The 17,999-nt window shown below is 71.0% G+C and carries 17 protein-coding genes; 6 read left to right on the top strand and 11 right to left on the bottom strand.

Annotated features, from left to right (window positions below; translation table 11 throughout):
- The first annotated feature begins 105 nt into the window (after positions 1 to 105).
- Together ACQ143_RS04970 and ACQ143_RS04965 are read left to right on the top strand one after the other, a co-directional pair.
- Positions 106 to 375: a metal-sensitive transcriptional regulator gene (locus ACQ143_RS04970; protein WP_449569621.1), complete on the top strand. Its 270-nt coding sequence runs from the start codon at positions 106 to 108 to the stop codon at positions 373 to 375.
- A gap of 28 nt (positions 376 to 403) precedes the next feature.
- Positions 404 to 1,171, top strand: a complete 768-nt coding sequence (locus ACQ143_RS04965) for an LLM class flavin-dependent oxidoreductase (protein WP_449569620.1) — start codon at positions 404 to 406, stop codon at positions 1,169 to 1,171.
- A 258-nt stretch (positions 1,172 to 1,429) separates the two neighbouring features.
- Here ACQ143_RS04965 and ACQ143_RS04960 read toward each other — a convergent pair whose 3' ends face one another.
- The 6 genes from ACQ143_RS04960 to ACQ143_RS04935 all read right to left on the bottom strand — a co-directional run bounded on the left by ACQ143_RS04960 (position 1,430) and on the right by ACQ143_RS04935 (position 9,159).
- On the bottom strand, positions 1,430 to 2,230 hold the full coding sequence (locus ACQ143_RS04960) for a ChbG/HpnK family deacetylase (RefSeq protein ID WP_449569619.1): 801 nt from the start codon (positions 2,228 to 2,230) through the stop codon (positions 1,430 to 1,432).
- Positions 2,231 to 2,246: 16 nt separating this feature from the next.
- Positions 2,247 to 3,098: a PRD domain-containing protein gene (locus ACQ143_RS04955; protein ID WP_449569618.1), complete on the bottom strand. Its 852-nt coding sequence runs from the start codon at positions 3,096 to 3,098 to the stop codon at positions 2,247 to 2,249.
- A gap of 57 nt (positions 3,099 to 3,155) precedes the next feature.
- Positions 3,156 to 5,060, bottom strand: a complete 1,905-nt coding sequence (locus ACQ143_RS04950; protein WP_449569617.1) for a glucose PTS transporter subunit IIA — start codon at positions 5,058 to 5,060, stop codon at positions 3,156 to 3,158.
- A gap of 178 nt (positions 5,061 to 5,238) precedes the next feature.
- On the bottom strand, positions 5,239 to 6,105 hold the full coding sequence (locus ACQ143_RS04945) for an LLM class flavin-dependent oxidoreductase (protein ID WP_449569616.1): 867 nt from the start codon (positions 6,103 to 6,105) through the stop codon (positions 5,239 to 5,241).
- Between the two features lie 55 nt (positions 6,106 to 6,160).
- Positions 6,161 to 7,693 (bottom strand): sodium/proline symporter PutP, encoded by a 1,533-nt coding sequence (putP, locus tag ACQ143_RS04940; RefSeq protein WP_449569615.1) that lies wholly within the window; start codon positions 7,691 to 7,693, stop codon positions 6,161 to 6,163.
- Positions 7,694 to 7,782: 89 nt separating this feature from the next.
- Positions 7,783 to 9,159, bottom strand: coding sequence for an APC family permease (locus ACQ143_RS04935; RefSeq protein ID WP_449569614.1), 1,377 nt, complete (start codon positions 9,157 to 9,159; stop codon positions 7,783 to 7,785).
- Positions 9,160 to 9,350: 191 nt separating this feature from the next.
- Here ACQ143_RS04935 and ACQ143_RS04930 point away from each other — a divergent pair, with 191 nt between their 5' ends.
- A complete protein-coding gene (locus ACQ143_RS04930; RefSeq protein WP_449569613.1) occupies positions 9,351 to 9,734 on the top strand; it encodes an MmcQ/YjbR family DNA-binding protein in 384 nt (127 codons plus the stop codon).
- Positions 9,735 to 10,044: 310 nt separating this feature from the next.
- Here the strand turns inward: ACQ143_RS04930 and ACQ143_RS04925 are convergent, their stop codons facing one another.
- Positions 10,045 to 11,073, bottom strand: a complete 1,029-nt coding sequence (locus ACQ143_RS04925; protein WP_449569612.1) for a zinc-dependent alcohol dehydrogenase family protein — start codon at positions 11,071 to 11,073, stop codon at positions 10,045 to 10,047.
- A gap of 73 nt (positions 11,074 to 11,146) precedes the next feature.
- Between ACQ143_RS04925 and ACQ143_RS04920 the strand changes: the two genes are divergently transcribed.
- From ACQ143_RS04920 to fgd, 3 genes are read left to right on the top strand one after another with little or no spacing between them, the layout of a single operon-like run.
- Entirely contained in the window at positions 11,147 to 12,136 is a 990-nt protein-coding gene (locus ACQ143_RS04920; RefSeq protein WP_449569611.1) for a TIGR03557 family F420-dependent LLM class oxidoreductase, read from the top strand.
- On the top strand, positions 12,136 to 12,969 hold the full coding sequence (gene cofE / locus ACQ143_RS04915) for a coenzyme F420-0:L-glutamate ligase (protein WP_449569610.1): 834 nt from the start codon (positions 12,136 to 12,138) through the stop codon (positions 12,967 to 12,969). Before ACQ143_RS04920 ends, cofE begins: the two co-directional genes overlap by 1 nt.
- Positions 12,966 to 13,982: a glucose-6-phosphate dehydrogenase (coenzyme-F420) gene (gene fgd / locus ACQ143_RS04910; protein ID WP_449569609.1), complete on the top strand. Its 1,017-nt coding sequence runs from the start codon at positions 12,966 to 12,968 to the stop codon at positions 13,980 to 13,982. The genes cofE and fgd overlap by 4 nt, the downstream gene beginning before the upstream one ends.
- Before the next feature lie 26 nt (positions 13,983 to 14,008).
- Here the strand turns inward: fgd and ACQ143_RS04905 are convergent, their stop codons facing one another.
- The 4 genes from ACQ143_RS04905 to ACQ143_RS04890 are packed head-to-tail and all read right to left on the bottom strand — an operon-like array spanning position 14,009 to position 17,878.
- On the bottom strand, positions 14,009 to 14,995 hold the full coding sequence (locus ACQ143_RS04905) for a diaminopimelate dehydrogenase (protein ID WP_449569608.1): 987 nt from the start codon (positions 14,993 to 14,995) through the stop codon (positions 14,009 to 14,011).
- Positions 14,992 to 15,819, bottom strand: a complete 828-nt coding sequence (locus ACQ143_RS04900) for an ABC transporter ATP-binding protein (protein WP_449569607.1) — start codon at positions 15,817 to 15,819, stop codon at positions 14,992 to 14,994. The genes ACQ143_RS04905 and ACQ143_RS04900 overlap by 4 nt, the downstream gene beginning before the upstream one ends.
- Positions 15,816 to 16,871: a putative F420-0 ABC transporter permease subunit gene (locus ACQ143_RS04895; protein WP_449569606.1), complete on the bottom strand. Its 1,056-nt coding sequence runs from the start codon at positions 16,869 to 16,871 to the stop codon at positions 15,816 to 15,818. Before ACQ143_RS04895 ends, ACQ143_RS04900 begins: the two co-directional genes overlap by 4 nt.
- Entirely contained in the window at positions 16,868 to 17,878 is a 1,011-nt protein-coding gene (locus ACQ143_RS04890; RefSeq protein ID WP_449569605.1) for a putative F420-0 ABC transporter substrate-binding protein, read from the bottom strand. The genes ACQ143_RS04895 and ACQ143_RS04890 overlap by 4 nt, the downstream gene beginning before the upstream one ends.
- Positions 17,879 to 17,999: the final 121 nt, after the last annotated feature.

The raw sequence follows: 17,999 nt of genomic DNA, 5'->3' as shown, positions 1-17,999 counted from the left end.
ACGGCACATGGTTCGCTCCGTTCTGGATACCCGGGCGGTATCGACCCTGCGACTATACCCCAGGGGGTATTCTGTCTCTGTCGGCGAACATCCAGGGAGGCCATCATGAGCGCGGACGCTGAGGTGCAGCGGAAGATCCTCAACCGGCTCAAGCGCGCGCACGGTCAACTGGCTGCGGTGATCGCTGCGGTCGAACGCGGCAGCGACTGCCGCGCCGTGGTGACCCAGTTGTCGGCGGTCAGCGGCGCGCTCGACAAGGCGGGGTTCCAGATCATCGCGAGCGCGATGAAGGACTGCCTGGTCGACGGCGACGATGCATCGGCCGACGGGGTCACTCTGCCGGAGCTCGAGAAGCTCTTCCTGTCGCTGTCCTGATTCCGGCGCGTCGTGGCAGGCTGTCAGCATGGTGGGAGATGTGTCGCTGGGAGTCGCGGGAGCCGTCGGACCGGAGGTGGCTGCGCGCCTCGCCCCCGACGTGGCGGCCGCCGGATTCCGCGCGTTGTGGGTGAACGACACCCCCGACGGCGACGCGCTCGAGGCGCTCGCGGCCGCGGCCGCCGTGACCGACACGCTCGTCCTCGCCGCCGGGGTCATCGACGTCACCCGGCGCCCGGCCGCCGAGATCGTCACCCGCGTGCGTGCGCTCGGCCTGCCCGAGGAGCGGCTGGTGATCGGCATCGGTGCCGGCGGGCGGCGGAGCGGAGCGCTGGCCCTCATGACCGATGCCGTCACGACGCTCCGCGCCGAAACCGACGCCCAGGTGTACATCGGTGCGCTGGGACCGCGCATGCGGAGGTTGGCGGCCACGCACGCCGACGGGGTCGTGCTCAACTGGCTCACCCCGGATGCCGCGCGCGCCCAAGCGGCGCGGGCGCATGACGTGGCACCGCACACCCGGGTCGTGCTGTACGCGCGTACGGCGCTGGACCCGGCCGCCTTGCCGCCGCTGCGCGCCGAAGCCGAACGCTACGGATCCATCCGCGCGTACGCGGACAACTTCGCACGCCTGGGTGTCTCAGCGACGGACACCGTCATCGAGCCCGAGGCTGCGGGCTCCGGCATCCGGGCCTATCGCGACGCCGTCGACGAGCTCGTGCTGCGCGCGGTGACGCCGCGTGGCGACGGCGACGACCTCCGCCGATTCGTCGACGCCGCCGCCGGGTTGCTCTGAATCGCGCGCACAGCCGCAGGATCGAGGTCGCAGCCGGTGCGCGCGTTCCGGCATCCCTCCCGGGCCGGCGGCTTACGGCACTTGGCGGGCGGCGCGACGGCACCCGACGCCGTCGACTGTGCGCCATGTGTGCCGGTATCACTGAACTCCTTCAGGCTCACCCGCGGCACCGGCGTCACCGTCAACGCCGTGCTCGGCGGCCCCACCTGCCCCGATGGGGTGGCGGCGTACGCACCGGGATCGTGGAGCGGGTGACGGCTATCCGGCAGCGGTGAACGTCGTCAGTTCCACGCCTGCGTCCTCCAGCATCGCGATCACCTCCGGCGAGGTGACCGCCTGCAGGTCCCGGGCGCGGATGACAGAGTACGTGCTGGTGTCGAGCAGTTCGGCATCGACGTAGCCGGGGTGCACGATGAGCAGGCTGACCTCCTGAGCGAGGATAGCCGGCAGCAGCCGCTCGATCGCACGTACCGGGTCGGCGGCCGCCTGATCATGCAGTGCGAACGGCTTGGCATACCAGTCGTTGGGCAGCAGGGGTAGGCGCCCGGTGCGGTAGAGGTCGTCCACGAACGGCACGCCGAGCCTTTCGGCGACGGCGCGCACGACCTCGTCGCTCACCTCTGACACCAGCGAATGGTGATGTACGTAGGCGGGTACCCGCCCCATCAGCTCGACGAACCGCTCGACTTGGGCGTTCGCTTCGGCCAGCGTCTCGTCTCGCTCGAACGGGTCGGGCTCAAAGCGCTGGTAGACCGGGTCGCCGCCGATGACCCGATGCGCCGCGCGGATCTCGCCCGAAGTGCGGAATCGCCCCGATTCCGTCACGAGGCTCGGCACGCGACGCGGGTCCAGCACGGGGTCGCCGGTGACGAAGTTGAGATCGATGCCGACATCGACGCCGTCGAGTCGGCGCAGTCGTGCGGCGGCGTAGGCGGCGTCAGGTCGGTTGGTGAACAGGCCGGTCGCGCGCACGATGCCGTGCGTGATGCTGTCGAGGATCCCCCGCGTCGTCGCGTGGGTGATGCCGATGTCGTCGGCTTGAACGATGAGGCGAGGCACGCAGGCTCCGAACGGTCTAGAGATCGACGCCGCGACGCTGTTCGTCGCGGAGGGTGATGAGGTGCAGCAGGATGTAGACCCGCTCCTCTTCGGTGACCTCGGCGGCGAAAGACTCGTCGAGGTACGCGGCGATGTGCTCCGCGCAGGCGTAGAGGTCTGCGTGCTCGGAGACGAGCGCGGTGAAGTACTCGTTCGCGGCGCCGTGGTGCACGCGGTTGCGCGTCAGGCGCTGAACAACGAACTTGATGTGGGTGAGGAAGCGCGCGCTGGCGGTGGTCGAGCCGTCGACCTCGAGACCGATGTCCTCCTTCACGATCTCGATGATGGTGCGGATCGCCGTGCCCAGCGTCATCGCCCGGGCCGGGTCGCCGACCAGGCCGGCGTTGACCAGGTGAAGGGTGATGAAACCTGCCTCGTCCAGGGGCAGCTTGCGCCCGACCTCAGTGTGGATGACGTCGAGGGCATGCAGCGCGATCGCGAACTCAGCGGGATAGGTCATCTTGGTCTCCCACAGCATCGAGTTGAAGAGCGGAATGCCCTCATCGATGCGGCGGATGGATTGGGCGATGTGGTCGGCGAGTCCGACTTCGACCGCTGCGGGCAACTGGATGCCATAGGTCTTGTCGAGCAGCTCTGACACCCGGCTCGTCGCGCGCAGCACCGGGTAGGGCACTTCGAGCAGCACCCGGAATGCGCCGCTCTTGCTCAGCCCCGTGAGGTGGAACTCGCGCTCGACCCGTGACTCGTCGACGGGGGAGCCTTTGCTGGTCAGGTATCCGACGCCGGCACCGACGAGGATCACGTCCTCGCCACCGGCATCCACTGCGTTGACGATGTTGTTGTTGAAGATCTTGGTGATGGTTCGCATGTGTGCTCCGGCGTGGTCGCCAGGTCGGGCCCCGGCGACCACGCATATGGGGCGAGGCTATCGAGCCGCCGGCTGAACGGTGAACAGGGGACGGCCGTGTTCGATCGGACCTTGCGCGACCGTGTCGACATGCTGGCCGCCGGCGAGGTTGGTCACGACGACCGGGGTCACGAGGGAGAAGCCCTCGCGCTCGATCGCCGCCATGTCGAACTCCAGCAGCACGTCACCGGCCGCCACCGCCTGGCCCTGGGTGACCTGCGGTGAGAAGTGACGCCCGCCGAGGCGAACCGTGTCGATGCCGACGTGGATGAGCAGCTCGAGGCCGTCGGCAGTGCGCATGCCGATCGCGTGGCCGGTGGCCGGCGCCGCGACGATGACGCCGTCGACGGGGGCGACCACGCGCCCCTGCGAAGGGATGATGGAGGCGCCCGGGCCGATCAATGCGCCCGAGAAGATCGGGTCGCCGGTCTGCGACAGCGGAATGACCTCGCCGACGATCGGCGCGCCGACCAGGATCGGGGTCGAGCCCGTGGCGCCGTCCACGACGCCGCGGAAACCGCCGGCCGGCGTCACGGCGGCATCCGTCACCTTCTCTTGAGTCACGGCACCCTTCTTCTGGTAGCCCCACACCTGCAGCAGCACGATCGGCACGACCACGCCGACGACCAGGGCGGCGATAGCCCCCGCCACGGGGTCGAGCAGCGGCAACGCCAAGATCGGAGCGGGGCTGAAGCCGATCGCCTTCACACTGAACAGCGCGAGCACGAGACCCGACGCCCCCGCCGCGATCATCTCGATAGCGAGCACCCGACGGTACGGCAGCACGAGTCCATAGAGGGTCGGCTCGGTGATGCCGCCGATGGCGACGGACACAGAGGCGGCGGCCGCGGTGTCGCGCAGGCCCTTGTTGCGGTCGCGTGCCGTGCGGATCAGCATGCCCAGGGCGACGCCGAGCATGGCGTACTGGTAACCGAAGGCCGCGCCCAGGATGACGCTGGTGCCGGCGGCGAGTTCGACCAGTGCGATGGAGATCAGCGCCCAGTGGATGCCCATCGCGACCAGGAAGATCCAGAGCACGGGCACGATGACGTAGAAGACGAATGGTGCGTTGACGGCCAGCCAGGCCAGGCCCTCGCCGATGCCCTGCCCGACGACGACGCCGATCGGACCGAACACCATCGCGGTGACCGGCACGAGGACCAGCAGCTCGATCGTGGGCACGAACACCTGCTGCAGGGCACGCGGCAGCACGCGCTTCAGGCCCCGCTCGAGGCCGGCCAGGGCGAGTGCGAGCAGCAGCGCCGGGAACATCGAACTGGCGTAGGAGTACATGAACAGCGGCAAACCGAAGGCCTGCGCCACCGCGCCCTGTTCACCGATGGCCGTAAAGCTCGGGTGCAGCAGCGCGGCGGCGATCGTCGCCCCGACGAACGGGTTCGCGCCGAGCTTGCGCGACGCCGTGAAGGCGACGAACAGCGGCAGGAAGTAGAAGATCGCGTTGCCGGTCGCCGTCAGGATCGCGGCGGTCGGGCTGTCGGCCGGCAGCCAGCCGAACTGCACGACCAGCAGCGCAATGACCTGCACGAGCGCCGCGCCGGTGATCGCCGGGATCAGGGGCTGGAACGTCGCGCCGAGGAAGTCGAACACGGCGTCGAGCGGTCGGCGCCGTGCCGTCGCGGCCGGCGTCGTGTCTTCGAGTGCACGCCAATCGGGCAGCGCCACCAGGCTGTCGCGCACGCGGTCGACGTGGGTGCCGATGACGACCTGCACCTGCCCGCCGCCGCGTATTGCCTGGAGCACACCGGGGGTGTCGCCCAGTCGCTCGAAGTCGACCTTGCTCTCGTCGCGCACGACGAAACGCAGTCGCGTCGTGCAGTTGTGTACCGATGCCACGTTGGCCGGTCCGCCGACGAGCTCGCCGATCGTCCGTGCCAGATGCACATCTGTCTCCGTGGATGCCACGGTTCCTCCTTCATTGGATGGTGACCGGTCTCGCCTGACGGCAACAAAAAAGACCTCGCACCGCTCAACGCGGTGGAGGTCTCGCCTGCCGTGCAGTAACAATCCTCAGGTGGGGCGGGTGCCCACGTGAGGATTATGGCCCGGGCCGCAGGAGGAGTCAACTCCCGGGCGGAGGCGCTCACTCCAGGTGCCGAGCGACCTCGCCGGCGGCGTGCAGGAACGGGACGAGGTCATCGTCGCCGGGGGTTGGCACCAGGACGACGGCGTCGACTCCGGCATCCACGAACCGGCGCAGGCCGGTCGCGACGTCACCAGGGTCGCCCCAGACTCCCCGCGCCTCAGGGTCAGCACGGTCGCTGAACGCATCGGCCACGCGACCTCGGGCGCCGTCGCCGAACGCGGTACTGACATACGCGACGATCGTCGCCTCGCCGTCGCGATCTGTGGCGGCACGTGCCTCGCGGACGCGGGCGACCTGTGCGGCGACCTCGTCGGACGTGTATCCCCAGTTGAGGATCGTCCCATCGGCGAGTTCGCCGGTCACCGCCAGCGTCTTCGGCCCCTCGGCGGAGGCGTACACCGGCGGGGCGGAGGCAGGTGGCCAATCCAGGCGCACCCGATCGAGCCTCACGTGATCTCCGCGGGCCGTGACCTCATCACCGGCCAGCAGTGCGCGCAGCGGCGGCAGGTATTCCCGCATGAGTGACAGCGGAGATGCCGCCCGCGCACCGACCTGTGCCATCCACGGCAGCACGCCATGCCCGACGCCCGGCGAGAAACGTCCCGGGAACATCCGCTCGATCGTGGCGATCTCCATGGCGGTCGCGGCGACGTTGCGCAGGGGAATCGGCGCGATGCCGAGGCCGAGGTGCAACCGGTCCGTCCACGCGAGCGCCGCGGCGACGGATGCGAACGCCGACTCGCGGAAGCAGTCCTCCCACAGCCACAGCTCGGGCACCCGTGCGGCCTCGGCGGTCTGCACCGCCTCCCGCAGCGATTCGGGCGGATGGTGATAGGGGCTGACGACAGCGCCGACGCGGGTCATGCCATTGCCCGGGCGGTTGTGTGCGCGCTCCGGCATCCCGCCCGCGGCAGACGGCTTAAGGCACCTGCCGGGCCGCGCGGCGGCGACCGACGCCGTTGACCGTGAGCAGGGTCCCGGTGTCGGTGAACTCCTGCTGGATCTCCTGCTGGCGGTCCGACTCGCCCCGGTAGGTGAGCAGGCTGACGACGATCGCGACCACCAGGGCGCACACGAACGCGGGCAGCAGCTCGTACATCTCCGTCCACACCGCGTCCCAGATGAACACGCCCGCCGCGCCGACGAACATGCCGGCCAGCGCACCCCAGTTGGTGAGCTTGCGCCAGAACAGGCTGAGCAGGATGAGCGGCCCGAAGGCGGCACCGAAGCCGGCCCAGGCGAATGCGACCAGGCCCAGGATGGTGTCGTCGGGCACGATGGCGAGGATCGCCGCGATGATGGCGACGACCAACACCGCCATGCGGCCGAGCAGCACCATGCGCTTGCCGTCGGGCGGGGTCTTCTTCATGACCTTGTACAGGTCTTCGACCAGCGCCGACGAGCACACGATCAGCTGACTCGAGATCGTGCTCATGATCGCCGCGAGCACGGCGGCCAGCACGAGGCCGGCCACGAACGGGTGCAGCAGCGTCTGCGACATCACCAGCACCACGGTCTCCGGGTCGCCCAGGTCGATGCCCTGGCTGGCCATGTAGCCGATGCCGACCAGACCCGAGAAGACCGCGCCCACCAGCGAGACGATCATCCAGCTCATCCCGATGCGGCGGGCGGTCTTCGCTTCGCGCGGGTTGCGCAGCGCCATGAACCGCACGATGATGTGCGGCTGACCGAAGTAGCCCAGCCCCCATGCCAGCGCCGAGATGATGGCCAGCAGTGCGCCGCCGGTCAGCGCCGCGCCGCCGGTGAGCGACAGGTGGTTCGGGGCCAGTTCGTCCAGCGCCGCCCCGAACTCGCCGAACCCGCCGATCGTGATCACCGCCGCGACCGGGACGACGATCAGGGCGATCACCATCATGAGTCCCTGCACGACGTCGGTGAACGACGCGCCCAGGAACCCGCCGAACAGCGTGTAGAGCAGCGTGACCCCGGCCACCAGGGCCATGCCCAGCGCGTAGTCGGAGTTGAACGAGCTCTCGAAGAACACGCCGCCGGCGACCATGCCCGACGAGATGTACAGCGTGAAGAAGACCAGGATGACGATGCCCGCGAGGATGCGCAGCAGCCGCGACGAGTCCCGCAGTCGGTTCTCGAAGAAGCTCGGCACGGTGATCGAGTTGCGCGACACCTGCGTGTAGGCGCGGAGGCGCGGAGCCACCAGCAGCCAGTTCAGGTAGGCGCCGATCGTGAGGCCGACCGCGATCCACGCGTCGATGAGGCCGGAGACGTAGATGGCGCCCGGCAGGCCCATCACCAGCCACCCCGACATGTCCGAGGCGCCCGCGCTGAGGGCGGCCACCCACGGCGGCAGATTGCGGCCGCCGAGCATGTAGTCCTCGTGGTCGGTCGTGCGTTTGAACGCCAGGTACCCGATGAGCAGCATCGCGGCGAAGTAGAGCCCCAGCGCCAGGTAGAGGAAGATCTGATCGGACATCGTCGTCCTTTCCGTTGTGCTGGCCCCTCATCCTGCCAGTCGGCACGCGCGCTGACCACCCCTCCGGCGGAGCGGTCGGGCTGCGCGGATCAGGACGTGGGCCGGTCGCCCTCTTCGTGAGCGGATGCCGGGCGGTCACCTCCGCTGCGGCGGTCGGCCCACTTCGCGACGAAGTGCAGGACGGCCCCGACGGCGAGCAGCACCGCACCGAACAGCCAGACCAGCGGGCGCTGCTGGCTCAGCAGCAGCAGGCACGACCCGATGCCCAGCACGGGGACGAACGTCCACACCCGGAAGTGGTCGGCTTCGACCTGGTCTCGGCGCAGCACGAGCACGGCGATGTTCGTGCTCAGGAACACGAACAGGAGCAGCAGGACGACGGTCTCGGCGAGGGTCGACAGGTCGCCGACCAGCGTGAGCAGGACCGCGACCGCCGTGGTGGCCAGGATCGCGACCCAGGGTGTGCGCCGCTTCGGCAGGACGCGGGCCAGGACATCCGGCAGCAGGCCCTGCTCCGCCATGCCGTACGCGAGGCGGCTGGCCATGATCATCGTCAGCAGTGCGCCGTTGGCGACCGCGATCAGGGCGATGAGACTGAACAGCCACGACGGCACGGCGACGCCGCTGGCCTCGACGACAGCCAGCAGCGGCCCGGTCGAGGCGGCGAGCTCGTCAGCAGGCAGGGCGATCGAACTGGCCAGACCCACGAGGATGTACACGACCCCCGCGGTCACCAGTGAGGCGAACAGTGCCGTGGGGTAGCTCTTGCGCGGTTCGCGCACCTCCTCGATGACGTTCGCGGACGTCTCGAAGCCGACGAACGAGTAGTACGCGATGATCGCGCCACCGAGCACCGCGAACCCGACCCCGCCGGTGCCGGCCGGCTCCATGACCCGGCTCACATCCCCGCCGCCCCCGCCGACCATGAGCGCGACGACGACCACGACGATCACCAGGCCGCTCACCTCGATGATCGTCATCGCCACGTTGGCCGCCATCGATTCACGGATGCCGCGCATGTTGACGGCGGCCACGACCAGCAGGAACACGATCGCGACCGGGATCATGGGCAGGTCGATGAACGTACGGAAATACTCGCCCGCGAACGCCAGGGACAGGCCCGCGGCGCTGGTGACACCGGCGGCCAGCATGCTGAATCCGACGAGGAACGACACCAGCGGCTTTCGGAACGCGCGCTGCGCGAAGACAGCGGCTCCGCCGGCGCGCGGGTACTTGGTCACCAGCTCGGCATAGGACCCGGCCGTGAGCAGAGCGAGCAGCAGCGCGAGTACGAGCGGCGCCCACAGCATGCCCCCCACTTCCTGCGCGAGCACCCCCATGAGGGCATAGATGCCGGCGCCGAGCACATCGCCGAGGATGAACAGGAACAGCAGCGGCGTGGTGATGCGGCGCCTGAGGCGGTCGGGCGGCGGGCTCATCTCCACGGGGGTGTCGCGTTGCGGCATGCGGGGGTCCTCTGTGCCGGGCGACCGGCTCGGTCGACATGTCCGTCTGTCGGATGTCCGAGTCCATCGTGCCGGTGAACACCGATGTGCCGCCGGGGGTTGACGGCGCGGCATCCCACGGGTAGACCGCGACCCCAGGCGCCGCGGATGCCGACGAACCCGGTGTCGGTGGTCGGCCCTACACTCGCGGAGTGGCTGACCTGGATGATCTTCGGCGACTGGCCGCCCGCCTGCCCGGCAGTGAGGAGCGGGCGACGACCGGTGGTGCCGCGTGGTTCGTACGCAACAAGCTCTACGCCTGGGAGTGCCATCCGTGGCCGAGCATCCCGCCCGACATGCGTGCGATCATCTCCGCCGAGCTCGTCGTCGGCGTCAAGGTCGGAGAGCGCGAAGACGCGCTCGCCCTGACGGAGATGGCATCCGATGTGTTCCTGCGCACTACGACGCGGTGGGGGGAGCCGAAGGTCGCATTCCGCATGGCGCGCATCGACGAGGAGCACCTCGCGGAGCTCGTCACAGAAGCGTGGCGAGTGCAGGCGCCGAAGTACCTGCGAGCGCAGTTCGACGCCGGCTGAGCGCACCGGGTCGGGGCCGCCCGCCGTCAGCCCGTCCTGAGGTCGTGCACGAACCCACGGCCGACCGCCCAGCCCTGATCTGCATCGTCGCGCGTCGGCACGGCTGAACTGTTCCGCGACGGGGTCGTCGCGTTCGCGTCGGCGCTCTGGGCCGAACGGTGTCACGCCGAGTTGCACGTCTGGTCGGGGGCCTTTCGACGCCTCCGACTGCGCGGACAAGCGCCCGCTCCTGTCGGCCAGGCGCACCGTGCGCGGCGCGAATGGATGCGACGCTGGCTGATCGGCGATCGGTGACCGGCGGCATCCACCGTCAGGGGCGGGCGACCACGATGCCGGGCGCGGCGGACGGCGCGTCCATCGCCATGAGTGCCTCGGCGGCGCCGGTCAGATCGGTGAGCGTGCCGATCAGTCGCTCCGGGGCGAGTCGACCGGCGGTGATCATCTCGATCATCGCCGGGTAGTCCGACGCCGGCATCCCGTGCGAGCCGGTCACCGTCAGTTCGTGGGCGATCACGCGGTCCCAGGGCAGGGATGCCGTCGCGTGGGCGCCGAGCATGAGTCCCACCTGCACGTGCCGACCACGCCGCCTCAGGCTTCGCACAGCGACGTCGGCCGTCGTGGCCGAGCCGAGCGCATCGATGGTCACGTGTGCGCCCCCGCCGGTCGCGTGCACGACGGCATCCACAGGGGCGGGGCCGGCGACCACCTCGCTCGCGCCGAGCTCTCGCGCGCGGGCGAGCGCCTCGGGCGACACGTCGACTGCGGTCACCCGGGCGCCCAGCGCCACGGCGATCGCGATCGCCGACAGCCCGACGCCGCCGCACCCGAACACCGCCACCTCGTCGCCCGCTCCCACCGCGCCGTGCACGGACACCGCCCGGAACGCCGTCGCGAACCGGCATCCCAGCGCCGCCGCCGTCGTGAACGCGATCGCGTCGGGCAGGCCGACCAGGTTGAGGTCGGCGGCCCGCACCACGACGTACTCGGCGAACGAGCCGGCATGGGTGAAGCCCGGCTGAGTCTGGTCGGGGCACACCTGCGCCTCGCCGCGGGCGCAGTACGCGCACGCACCGCAGCCGTTGACGAACGGTGCCGTCACGCGGTCGCCCGGCGCCCAGGAGCGCATGCCCTCCCCGACCTCGACGACCGTCCCCGCGAACTCGTGCCCCGGGATGTGGGGGAGCGGCACGGGGTCGTGGCCGCGCCAGGCGTGCCAGTCCGAACGGCACACCCCGGTGGCCTCCACCCGGATCAGCGCGCCACCGGCGGGGCACACGGGGCGGGGGACTTCACGCACCTGCGGCATCTCACCGACGGCGCCGTAGACGACTGCCTTCACCCGTTCAGTATGGGCGAGATCGCGTCACCCCGGATCCCGGCTGCGCCCGGCCGGATCCAGTAAGGTGTGCAGAGTGACGACGCGCCCCCAGATCCACTTCGTCGCGGCGCTCGAGCAGCTCGAACCCCGCGAGGCGGTGCGGCTGGCCGCCGTCGCGGATCGCGCCGGCTTCGCCGGGACCGTGGTCACCGACCGCTTTCAACCGTGGCTGCCCGCTCAGGGCAACGCTTCGTTCGTGTGGGCGGTCGCCGGGGCGATCGGGCAGCAGACCGCCGGAGAGGTCACCGTCTCGGCCGTGCCCGGGTTCCGCATGCACCCCGCCGCGCTCGCGCAGGCCAGCGCCACCTTGGCATCCCTCTACCCGAACCGGCACCGCCTCGTGCTGTCGGCCGGCGACGCCATCGACGAGCATGTGGTCGGCGGCTACTGGCCGGAGGCGCCCGAGCGCGCCGCGCGGCTGTTCGAGGCCAGCGCGGTGATCCGCCGCCTGTTCACGGCGTCGGCCAAGGGCAACGACGTGCGGCACGCCGGCGACCACTTCCGGCTCGAGACGGCGAGGCTGTGGACCATGCCCGCCGAACCCCCGCCGGCGCAGGTGTGGGCCGGCGGTCCGGTGACCGCGGGCCGGGCAGCGCACGCCGGTGACGGTATCGTGGTGCAGGCCGGACCACTCCCGCGGATGGCCGCTGTGCTCACCGCCTTCCGCGAGAACAGCCGCGGTACGCCGGCGCCGCGCGCGACCGCGCACGTGCAGCTGTCCTGGGCACCCACCGACGAGGCCGCGCAGGCGCAGGCGCTGCGTGACTGGCCGATGGCCGGGCTGCGCTTTCCGCGCGGTGACATCCGCTCGCCCTTCGATGTCGACCAGTTGGCCCGCTCGGTCACGATCGACGACATCCGCGCGCGCATCCCGGTCACCGCCGACCTCGAGGTGCACCGCGCTCACCTGCAGGGATTGCTCGACCTCGGCTTCGACGCCCTCCACGTGCACAACGTCGGCCGCGCGCAGGACGAGTTCATCGATGTGTTCGCCCGCGACGTGCTGCCGAAGCTGGTGCACTGATGGGCGGGATGAGTGTCTGGGCACTGCCGGGGATGCCGCAGGTGCGCGCCGGCGACGATCTCGCAGCGCTGATCCGCGACGCCGTCGCCCGGTCGGGGGAGGCGCTCGCCGACGGCGACATCCTGGTGGTGACCTCGAAGATCGTGTCGAAGGCCGAAGGACGCGCGGTCGTCGCCGACGATCGCGAGGCGGCGATCACGGCGGAGACTGTCCGGGTGGTGGCGACACGGGCGCGGGCCGACGGCGGCGTCACCCGCATCGTGCAGAACCGACTCGGCATCGTCGGGGCCGCCGCGGGTGTCGACGCCTCGAACACCGAACCGGGCACGGTGCTGCTGCTGCCGCTCGACCCGGACGCGTCGGCGCGGGCGCTGGCCGGCGAGCTGCGGTCGCGGGCGGGCGTCGAGGTCGGCGTCATCATCAGCGATACGCTGGGCCGCGCCTGGCGCGAGGGCCAGACCGACGTGGCCATCGGGGCCGGCGGCGTGGAGGTGTTCGACCGGCTGGACGGGCAGGTCGACAGCGCGGGCAAACCCCTCGTGGTCACCCTGCCGTGCGTAGCCGACGAACTGGCATCCGCCGCAGACCTCGTCAAAGGCAAGCTCAGCGGCTGCCCCGTCGCCGTCGTCCGCGGCATGGGCCGGCTCGTCGGCCCACTGACCCTGCCCGGCGCCGCGAGCATCGTCCGCCCGATCGAGAAGGACATGTTCCGGCTCGGTGCCGACGAAGCGCATCGTCACGGGTACGCGGAGGGCTACGCGGCCGGGCGGGCCGGGGCCGGCGGCATCCACGGAGATCAGCCCACCCCCACCGACGACAGGAGCGATATATGACCCTCACCCTCGGTTACAAGGCGTCGGCGGAGCAGTTCGGCCCGCGCGAGCTGGTGGAGATCGCGGTGGCTGCGGAGCGGCACGGGTTCGAGTCGGTGGCGGTGAGTGATCATTTTCAGCCGTGGCGGTATACGGGTGGGCATGCGCCGTTCTCGTTGGTGTGGGCGGCGGCGGTGGGGGAGCGCACCGAGCGGATCCGGATCGGCACGAGTGTGATGACGCCGACGTTCCGGTACAACCCTGCGGTGATCGCGCAGGCGTTCGGCACGCTGGGCTCCTTGTACCCGGGCCGGGTGTTCCTTGGGGTGGGCACGGGTGAGGCGCTCAACGAGATCGCGACCGGTTTCCAGGGGGCGGGGCAGCAGGAGTGGCCGGAGTTCAAGGAGCGCTTCGCGCGGCTGCGCGAGGCGGTGCGGCTGATGCGGGCGCTGTGGACCGGCGACCGGGTCGACTTCGAGGGCGAGTATTACTCCACCCACGGGGCTTCGATCTACGACGTGCCGGACGGCGGCATCCCGGTCTACATCGCCGCCGGCGGACCGCTGGTGGCCAAGTATGCCGGGCGGGCCGGTGACGGGTTCATCTGCACGTCGGGCAAGGGGCCGGAGCTGTACGTCGACCAGCTCATCCCCGCCGTCAAGGACGGCGCGGCGGCGGCGGGGCGCGAGTTCGCGTCGATCGATCGGATGATCGAGATCAAGATCTCGTACGAGGAGACCGAGGAGGCGGCGCTGGAGAACACCCGGTTCTGGGCGCCGTTGTCGCTGTCGAAGGAGCAGAAGCACGATATCGACGACCCGATCGAGATGGAGAAGGCCGCCGACGCGCTGCCCATCGAGCAGGTCGCGAAGCGGTGGATCGTGGGCACCGACCCCGACGCGGTCGTCGCGCAGGTCAAGAATTACGTCGACTGGGGCTTCACCCACCTCGTCTTCCACGCCCCCGGTCACGACCAGGAGCGCTTCATGAACCTGTTCGAGCGCGACCTCGCCCCGCGCCTGCGCGCCCTGTAACCCGCCGCCGCTGCGCGGCGCGTGGGTCAGAGCAGGTCGGCGCGCAGCTGCTCGGGCGAGCGGGGCGACAGCAGCCCGGGCGCGACGTCGAACACGGTGTGCGCACCGAAGCGGCCCTGGGCGTGCAGGCGGCCGACCGCGCGGGCGTATGCCACGAGCACGCTCGCGGTGAACTCCGGGTTGCTGCCCAGCGCCAGCGAGTACTCGATGGTCTGCGTGGTGCCCGCGCTCGTCTCACCGCTGCGGATCACGACGCCGCCGTGCGGCATCGCCGCGTGGTCGCGGGCGAGCTCGTCGGCGGTGATGAACGTCACGGTGGTGTCGTAGTCGCTGAAGTAGTGCGGCATCGAGACGATGGCCTCGCGCACTTCGGCGGCATCTGCCCCCTCTTCGAGCTCGACGAAGCACTCCCGGGTGTGCTTCTGCCGGGTCGTCAGCTCGGGCCGCCCGCCGGCCCGCACGGCGGCGATCGCCTCCTCACTGGGCAGCGTGTACTGCACGCCCGCGGCGACGCCGGGCACACGGCGGATCGCGTCGGAGTGCCCCTGGCTGAGCCCGCGCCCCCAGAACGTGTAGGTCTCGCCCGCCGGCAGCAGCGCTTCGCCGTAGACGCGGTTGATCGAGAACATGCCCGGGTCCCATCCGCCGGAGATGAGCGCCGTGGTCCGGCCGGCGCGGGCGGCGGCGTCCACGGCGGCGAAGTGCTCGGGGATGCGGGCGTGCGTGTCGAAGCTGTCGACGATGTTGAACCGTGCCGCGAGGTCGGGCGACTGCACCGGCAGGTCGGCCTTCGACCCGCCGCACAGGATCAGCACGTCGAGCCGGTCGGCGTGCGCGTCGAGCGCGTCGAGAGCGAACACCGGGGTCGAGGGATGCCGGGTGGCGACCGTCTGTGGATCGCGACGCGTGTACACCCCGACCGTGCGCATGTCGTCGTTGTGGTCGATCGCGATCTCGACGCCGCGTCCGAGGTTTCCGTAGCCGACGATGCCGATGCGAAGGGGAGTGCTCATCCGATCGAGCCTACCGATGCCGGCGAGGCGACCGGACCGGCCGGCGCCGCCAGCGGGGAGAAGGCGATCAGCGGCGTGCCGTCGACCGGGTGGGCGACGACATCGGCGCGCACGCCGTAGACCCGCTCGATCAGAGCGCCGGTGAGCGTGGTCGCCGGGGGACCGGATGCCACGACGCGGCCCTGATCGAGCACGATGACCTGGTCGGCGTACTGGGCCGCGAGGCTGAGGTCGTGGAGGGCGGCGAGCACCGCCGTGCCGTCGTCGGCGAGGGTGCGCAGCAGCGCGAGGGTGTGCAGCTGCGCGCGGATGTCGAGGTGGTTGGTGGGCTCGTCGGCCAGCAGCAGCGTGGGCTCCTGCGCCAGGGCCCGGGCCAGCAGCACGCGCTGGCGCTCGCCGCCGGACAGCTCGTGGAATCGGCGGGCGGCCAGGTCACCGGCATCCACCCGGTCGAGCGCGCGGCGCGCGATCTCGGTGTCGTGCTCACCGGGTGCGCCGAGCAGCGGGATGTGGGGGGTGCGGCCCAGCAGCACGACGTCCAGGGCCGCGAGGTCGAGGTCGGTCTCGGCCTGCTGCTCGACCAGTGCGCTGTAGCGGGCGCGGTCACGGCGGCGCAGTTCCCGCGTGTCGGTGCCGGCGAAGGCGATCGCGCCGGACTGCGGCTGCAGAGCCGCTGCGATCAGATACAGCAGCGTCGACTTTCCGGCGCCGTTGGGTCCGACGAGGGCGGTGAGCGATCCCGCTTGGACGGTGCAGTCGACGCCGTCGACGATGAGCCGGCCCTGCCGGGAGAACGACAGGTCGTGGGTGTGCAGGGCGGTCATGAGATCCTCCGCGAGCGCAGCAGCAGTACGGCGAACAGCGGCGCCCCGATGAGTGCGGTCACCACGCCCACCGGCAGTTCGCGCGGGTCGAACAGCGTGCGCGCGAACGTGTCGGCCCACACCAGGAAGATGGCGCCGGTCAGCAGCGACAGCGGCAACAGGGCGCGGTGCCGCGCGCCCACGAGCAGGCGGACGGCGTGCGGGATGACGAGGCCGACGAACCCGATCGAACCGCTCACGGCCACCAGGCACCCGGTCAGCAGTGCGGTGCCGCCCAGCAGCACCCAGCGGGTGCGCCCGACGGCGATGCCCAGCGACGCGGCCGCCCGGTCGCCGAATGCGAAGGCGTCGAGGGTGCCGGCGCCTGCCAGCAGCGGCAGCCCGATTACGGCGACCGCGATCAGGGCGACGGCAGCGGTCGGCCACGTCACGCCGGCGAGTGATCCGAGCAGCCAGCCGAGGATCTCGCGGTAGCTGTCGCCGGTCGCGCTCCAGAAGATGACCAGGCTCGTGAGGGCGCCCAGCACCGCCGACACGGCGATGCCGGCCAGGATCGTCCGCGACGACGTGAGCCGGCCCACGGCACCGGCCAGTGCGAGGGTCGCGACGAGGGCGCCCAGTGCCCCGGTGAACGCCGCGATCGGCAGCGCCAGGGTGAACCCCAGCACGATGACGGCGACGGCGCCGAACGACGCACCCGACGACAGACCCAATAAGTACGGGTCGGCGAGCGGGTTGCGCAGCACGGCCTGCATGATCGCGCCGCACAGGGCCAGGCCCGCGCCGACGGCGGCGGCGGCGAGCACCCGCGGCATCCGCAGCTCCCACACGATGCCGTCGCGCAGCGGCGACAACGACGATTCGCCGATCCCCAGATGTGCCAGGATGCTGCCCCACACCTCGCCGGGGGTCAGGTCGGCCGGACCCATCGCCACCGCCGTCACGACCGACGCCACCAGGCCGGCCAGCAGCACGAGCGCCCACACGCCCGTGCGCGTGCGTGTGGGGCGCGCGGCGCACCGGGCTGTCGGAGGCGGGGCGAGCGCGGTCACGGCAGCGGGAGCTCTGCAAGCTGGGCCAGCAGCGACTCGACCGCTTCCACGTTGCGCACCCCGGCCTCGGCGGCGGGGAACGGCACGACCAGGTACCGACCCTCCTGCACCGCGGGCAGGGCGGCGGTGGCCGGGTTCGCCTCGAGCACACCGATCTTCTTCTCGGTCGACCCCCACGCCGAGTCGACGAGCACGATCACGTCGGGGTTCGCTTCGACGACGACCTCCCAGCTCAGCGACGACCACGTCTCGTCGATGTCGGCGGCGATGTTGGTCAGGCCCGCGGCATCCATCATCATCTGCGGGGCGCCGATGCCCGCGCCGACGAAGGGGGTGTCGCTGCCGGAGCTGAACCACAGCGCGGTCAGGCCGCGGTCGTCGGGGGTGAGGGCGGCGAGGGCGGCGCGCTGCTCGTCGATCAGACGTTCGGCGCGGTCGGGCACGCCGAAGATGGTCCCGATCTCGGCGATGTCGGCGAACACGTGGTCGAAGGTGAGCGGATGCGGCTGGTACCCGGGCTCCTGGCAGGCCGACGGGCTCACATAGGTGTCGACGCCCAGCGTGGCCAGCGTGTCGCGGTCACCGGCCCCGTCGGCGGTCACGTTGGACTCCCACCCGGCGTAGACGAGGTCGGGCTCGAGCGCGAGGGTCGCCTCCTGCCCGGGCACGCGGTCGGAGATGACCGGCACGCCCTCGGCCCGGTCGGCCCACTGCGCGGACGGCTCGCCGTCGGAGAAGGCCGTGCCGATGAGATGGTCCTCCAGGCCCAGTGCGAGCATCATCTCGATCGACGTCGACTTGATCGCGAGCACCCGCTCGGGGACGGCGTCGAAGGTCACCTCGGTGCCGCAGTTGTCGATCGTGAGGGGGTGGCCGTCGGCGATGGATGCCGGAGGCGCGGCGTCGGGGGTGGATGCCGGAGGCGCGGCGTCGGCGGCGGTGCAGCCGGCGAGGGTGAGAGCGGCGAGTACCGCGAGGGCGGCGGTGCGGTGGCGTGGGGCGGGCATGGGGCTCCTGGGCGCAAGTCGAACGTCGGATGACAAGCGGCCAAGATCACGGCCGGGGATACCCGCCAAGCAGAGCGGGGTTGCGCGCCAGTCTAGTGGGGCAGCGCTCGCCGGCGCTGTC

The sequence above is a fragment of the Microbacterium pollutisoli genome, from assembly GCF_053586795.1.
This window is presented reverse-complemented; position numbering and strand designations above follow the sequence as displayed.

What these genes read in the sequence shown, in the direction of transcription:
- ACQ143_RS04970 (WP_449569621.1), top strand. Translation starts at nt 106, where the DNA reads ATGAGCGCGGACGCTGAGGTGCAGCGGAAGATCCTCAACCGGCTCAAG.
- ACQ143_RS04965 (WP_449569620.1), top strand. Translation starts at nt 404, where the DNA reads ATGGTGGGAGATGTGTCGCTGGGAGTCGCGGGAGCCGTCGGACCGGAG.
- ACQ143_RS04955 (WP_449569618.1), bottom strand. Translation starts at nt 3,098, where the DNA reads ATGCGAACCATCACCAAGATCTTCAACAACAACATCGTCAACGCAGTG.
- ACQ143_RS04945 (WP_449569616.1), bottom strand. Translation starts at nt 6,105, where the DNA reads ATGACCCGCGTCGGCGCTGTCGTCAGCCCCTATCACCATCCGCCCGAA.
- putP (WP_449569615.1), bottom strand. Translation starts at nt 7,693, where the DNA reads ATGTCCGATCAGATCTTCCTCTACCTGGCGCTGGGGCTCTACTTCGCC.
- ACQ143_RS04935 (WP_449569614.1), bottom strand. Translation starts at nt 9,159, where the DNA reads ATGCCGCAACGCGACACCCCCGTGGAGATGAGCCCGCCGCCCGACCGC.
- cofE (WP_449569610.1), top strand. Translation starts at nt 12,136, where the DNA reads ATGGGCGGGATGAGTGTCTGGGCACTGCCGGGGATGCCGCAGGTGCGC.
- fgd (WP_449569609.1), top strand. Translation starts at nt 12,966, where the DNA reads ATGACCCTCACCCTCGGTTACAAGGCGTCGGCGGAGCAGTTCGGCCCG.
- ACQ143_RS04905 (WP_449569608.1), bottom strand. Translation starts at nt 14,995, where the DNA reads ATGAGCACTCCCCTTCGCATCGGCATCGTCGGCTACGGAAACCTCGGA.
- ACQ143_RS04900 (WP_449569607.1), bottom strand. Translation starts at nt 15,819, where the DNA reads ATGACCGCCCTGCACACCCACGACCTGTCGTTCTCCCGGCAGGGCCGG.
- ACQ143_RS04890 (WP_449569605.1), bottom strand. Translation starts at nt 17,878, where the DNA reads ATGCCCGCCCCACGCCACCGCACCGCCGCCCTCGCGGTACTCGCCGCT.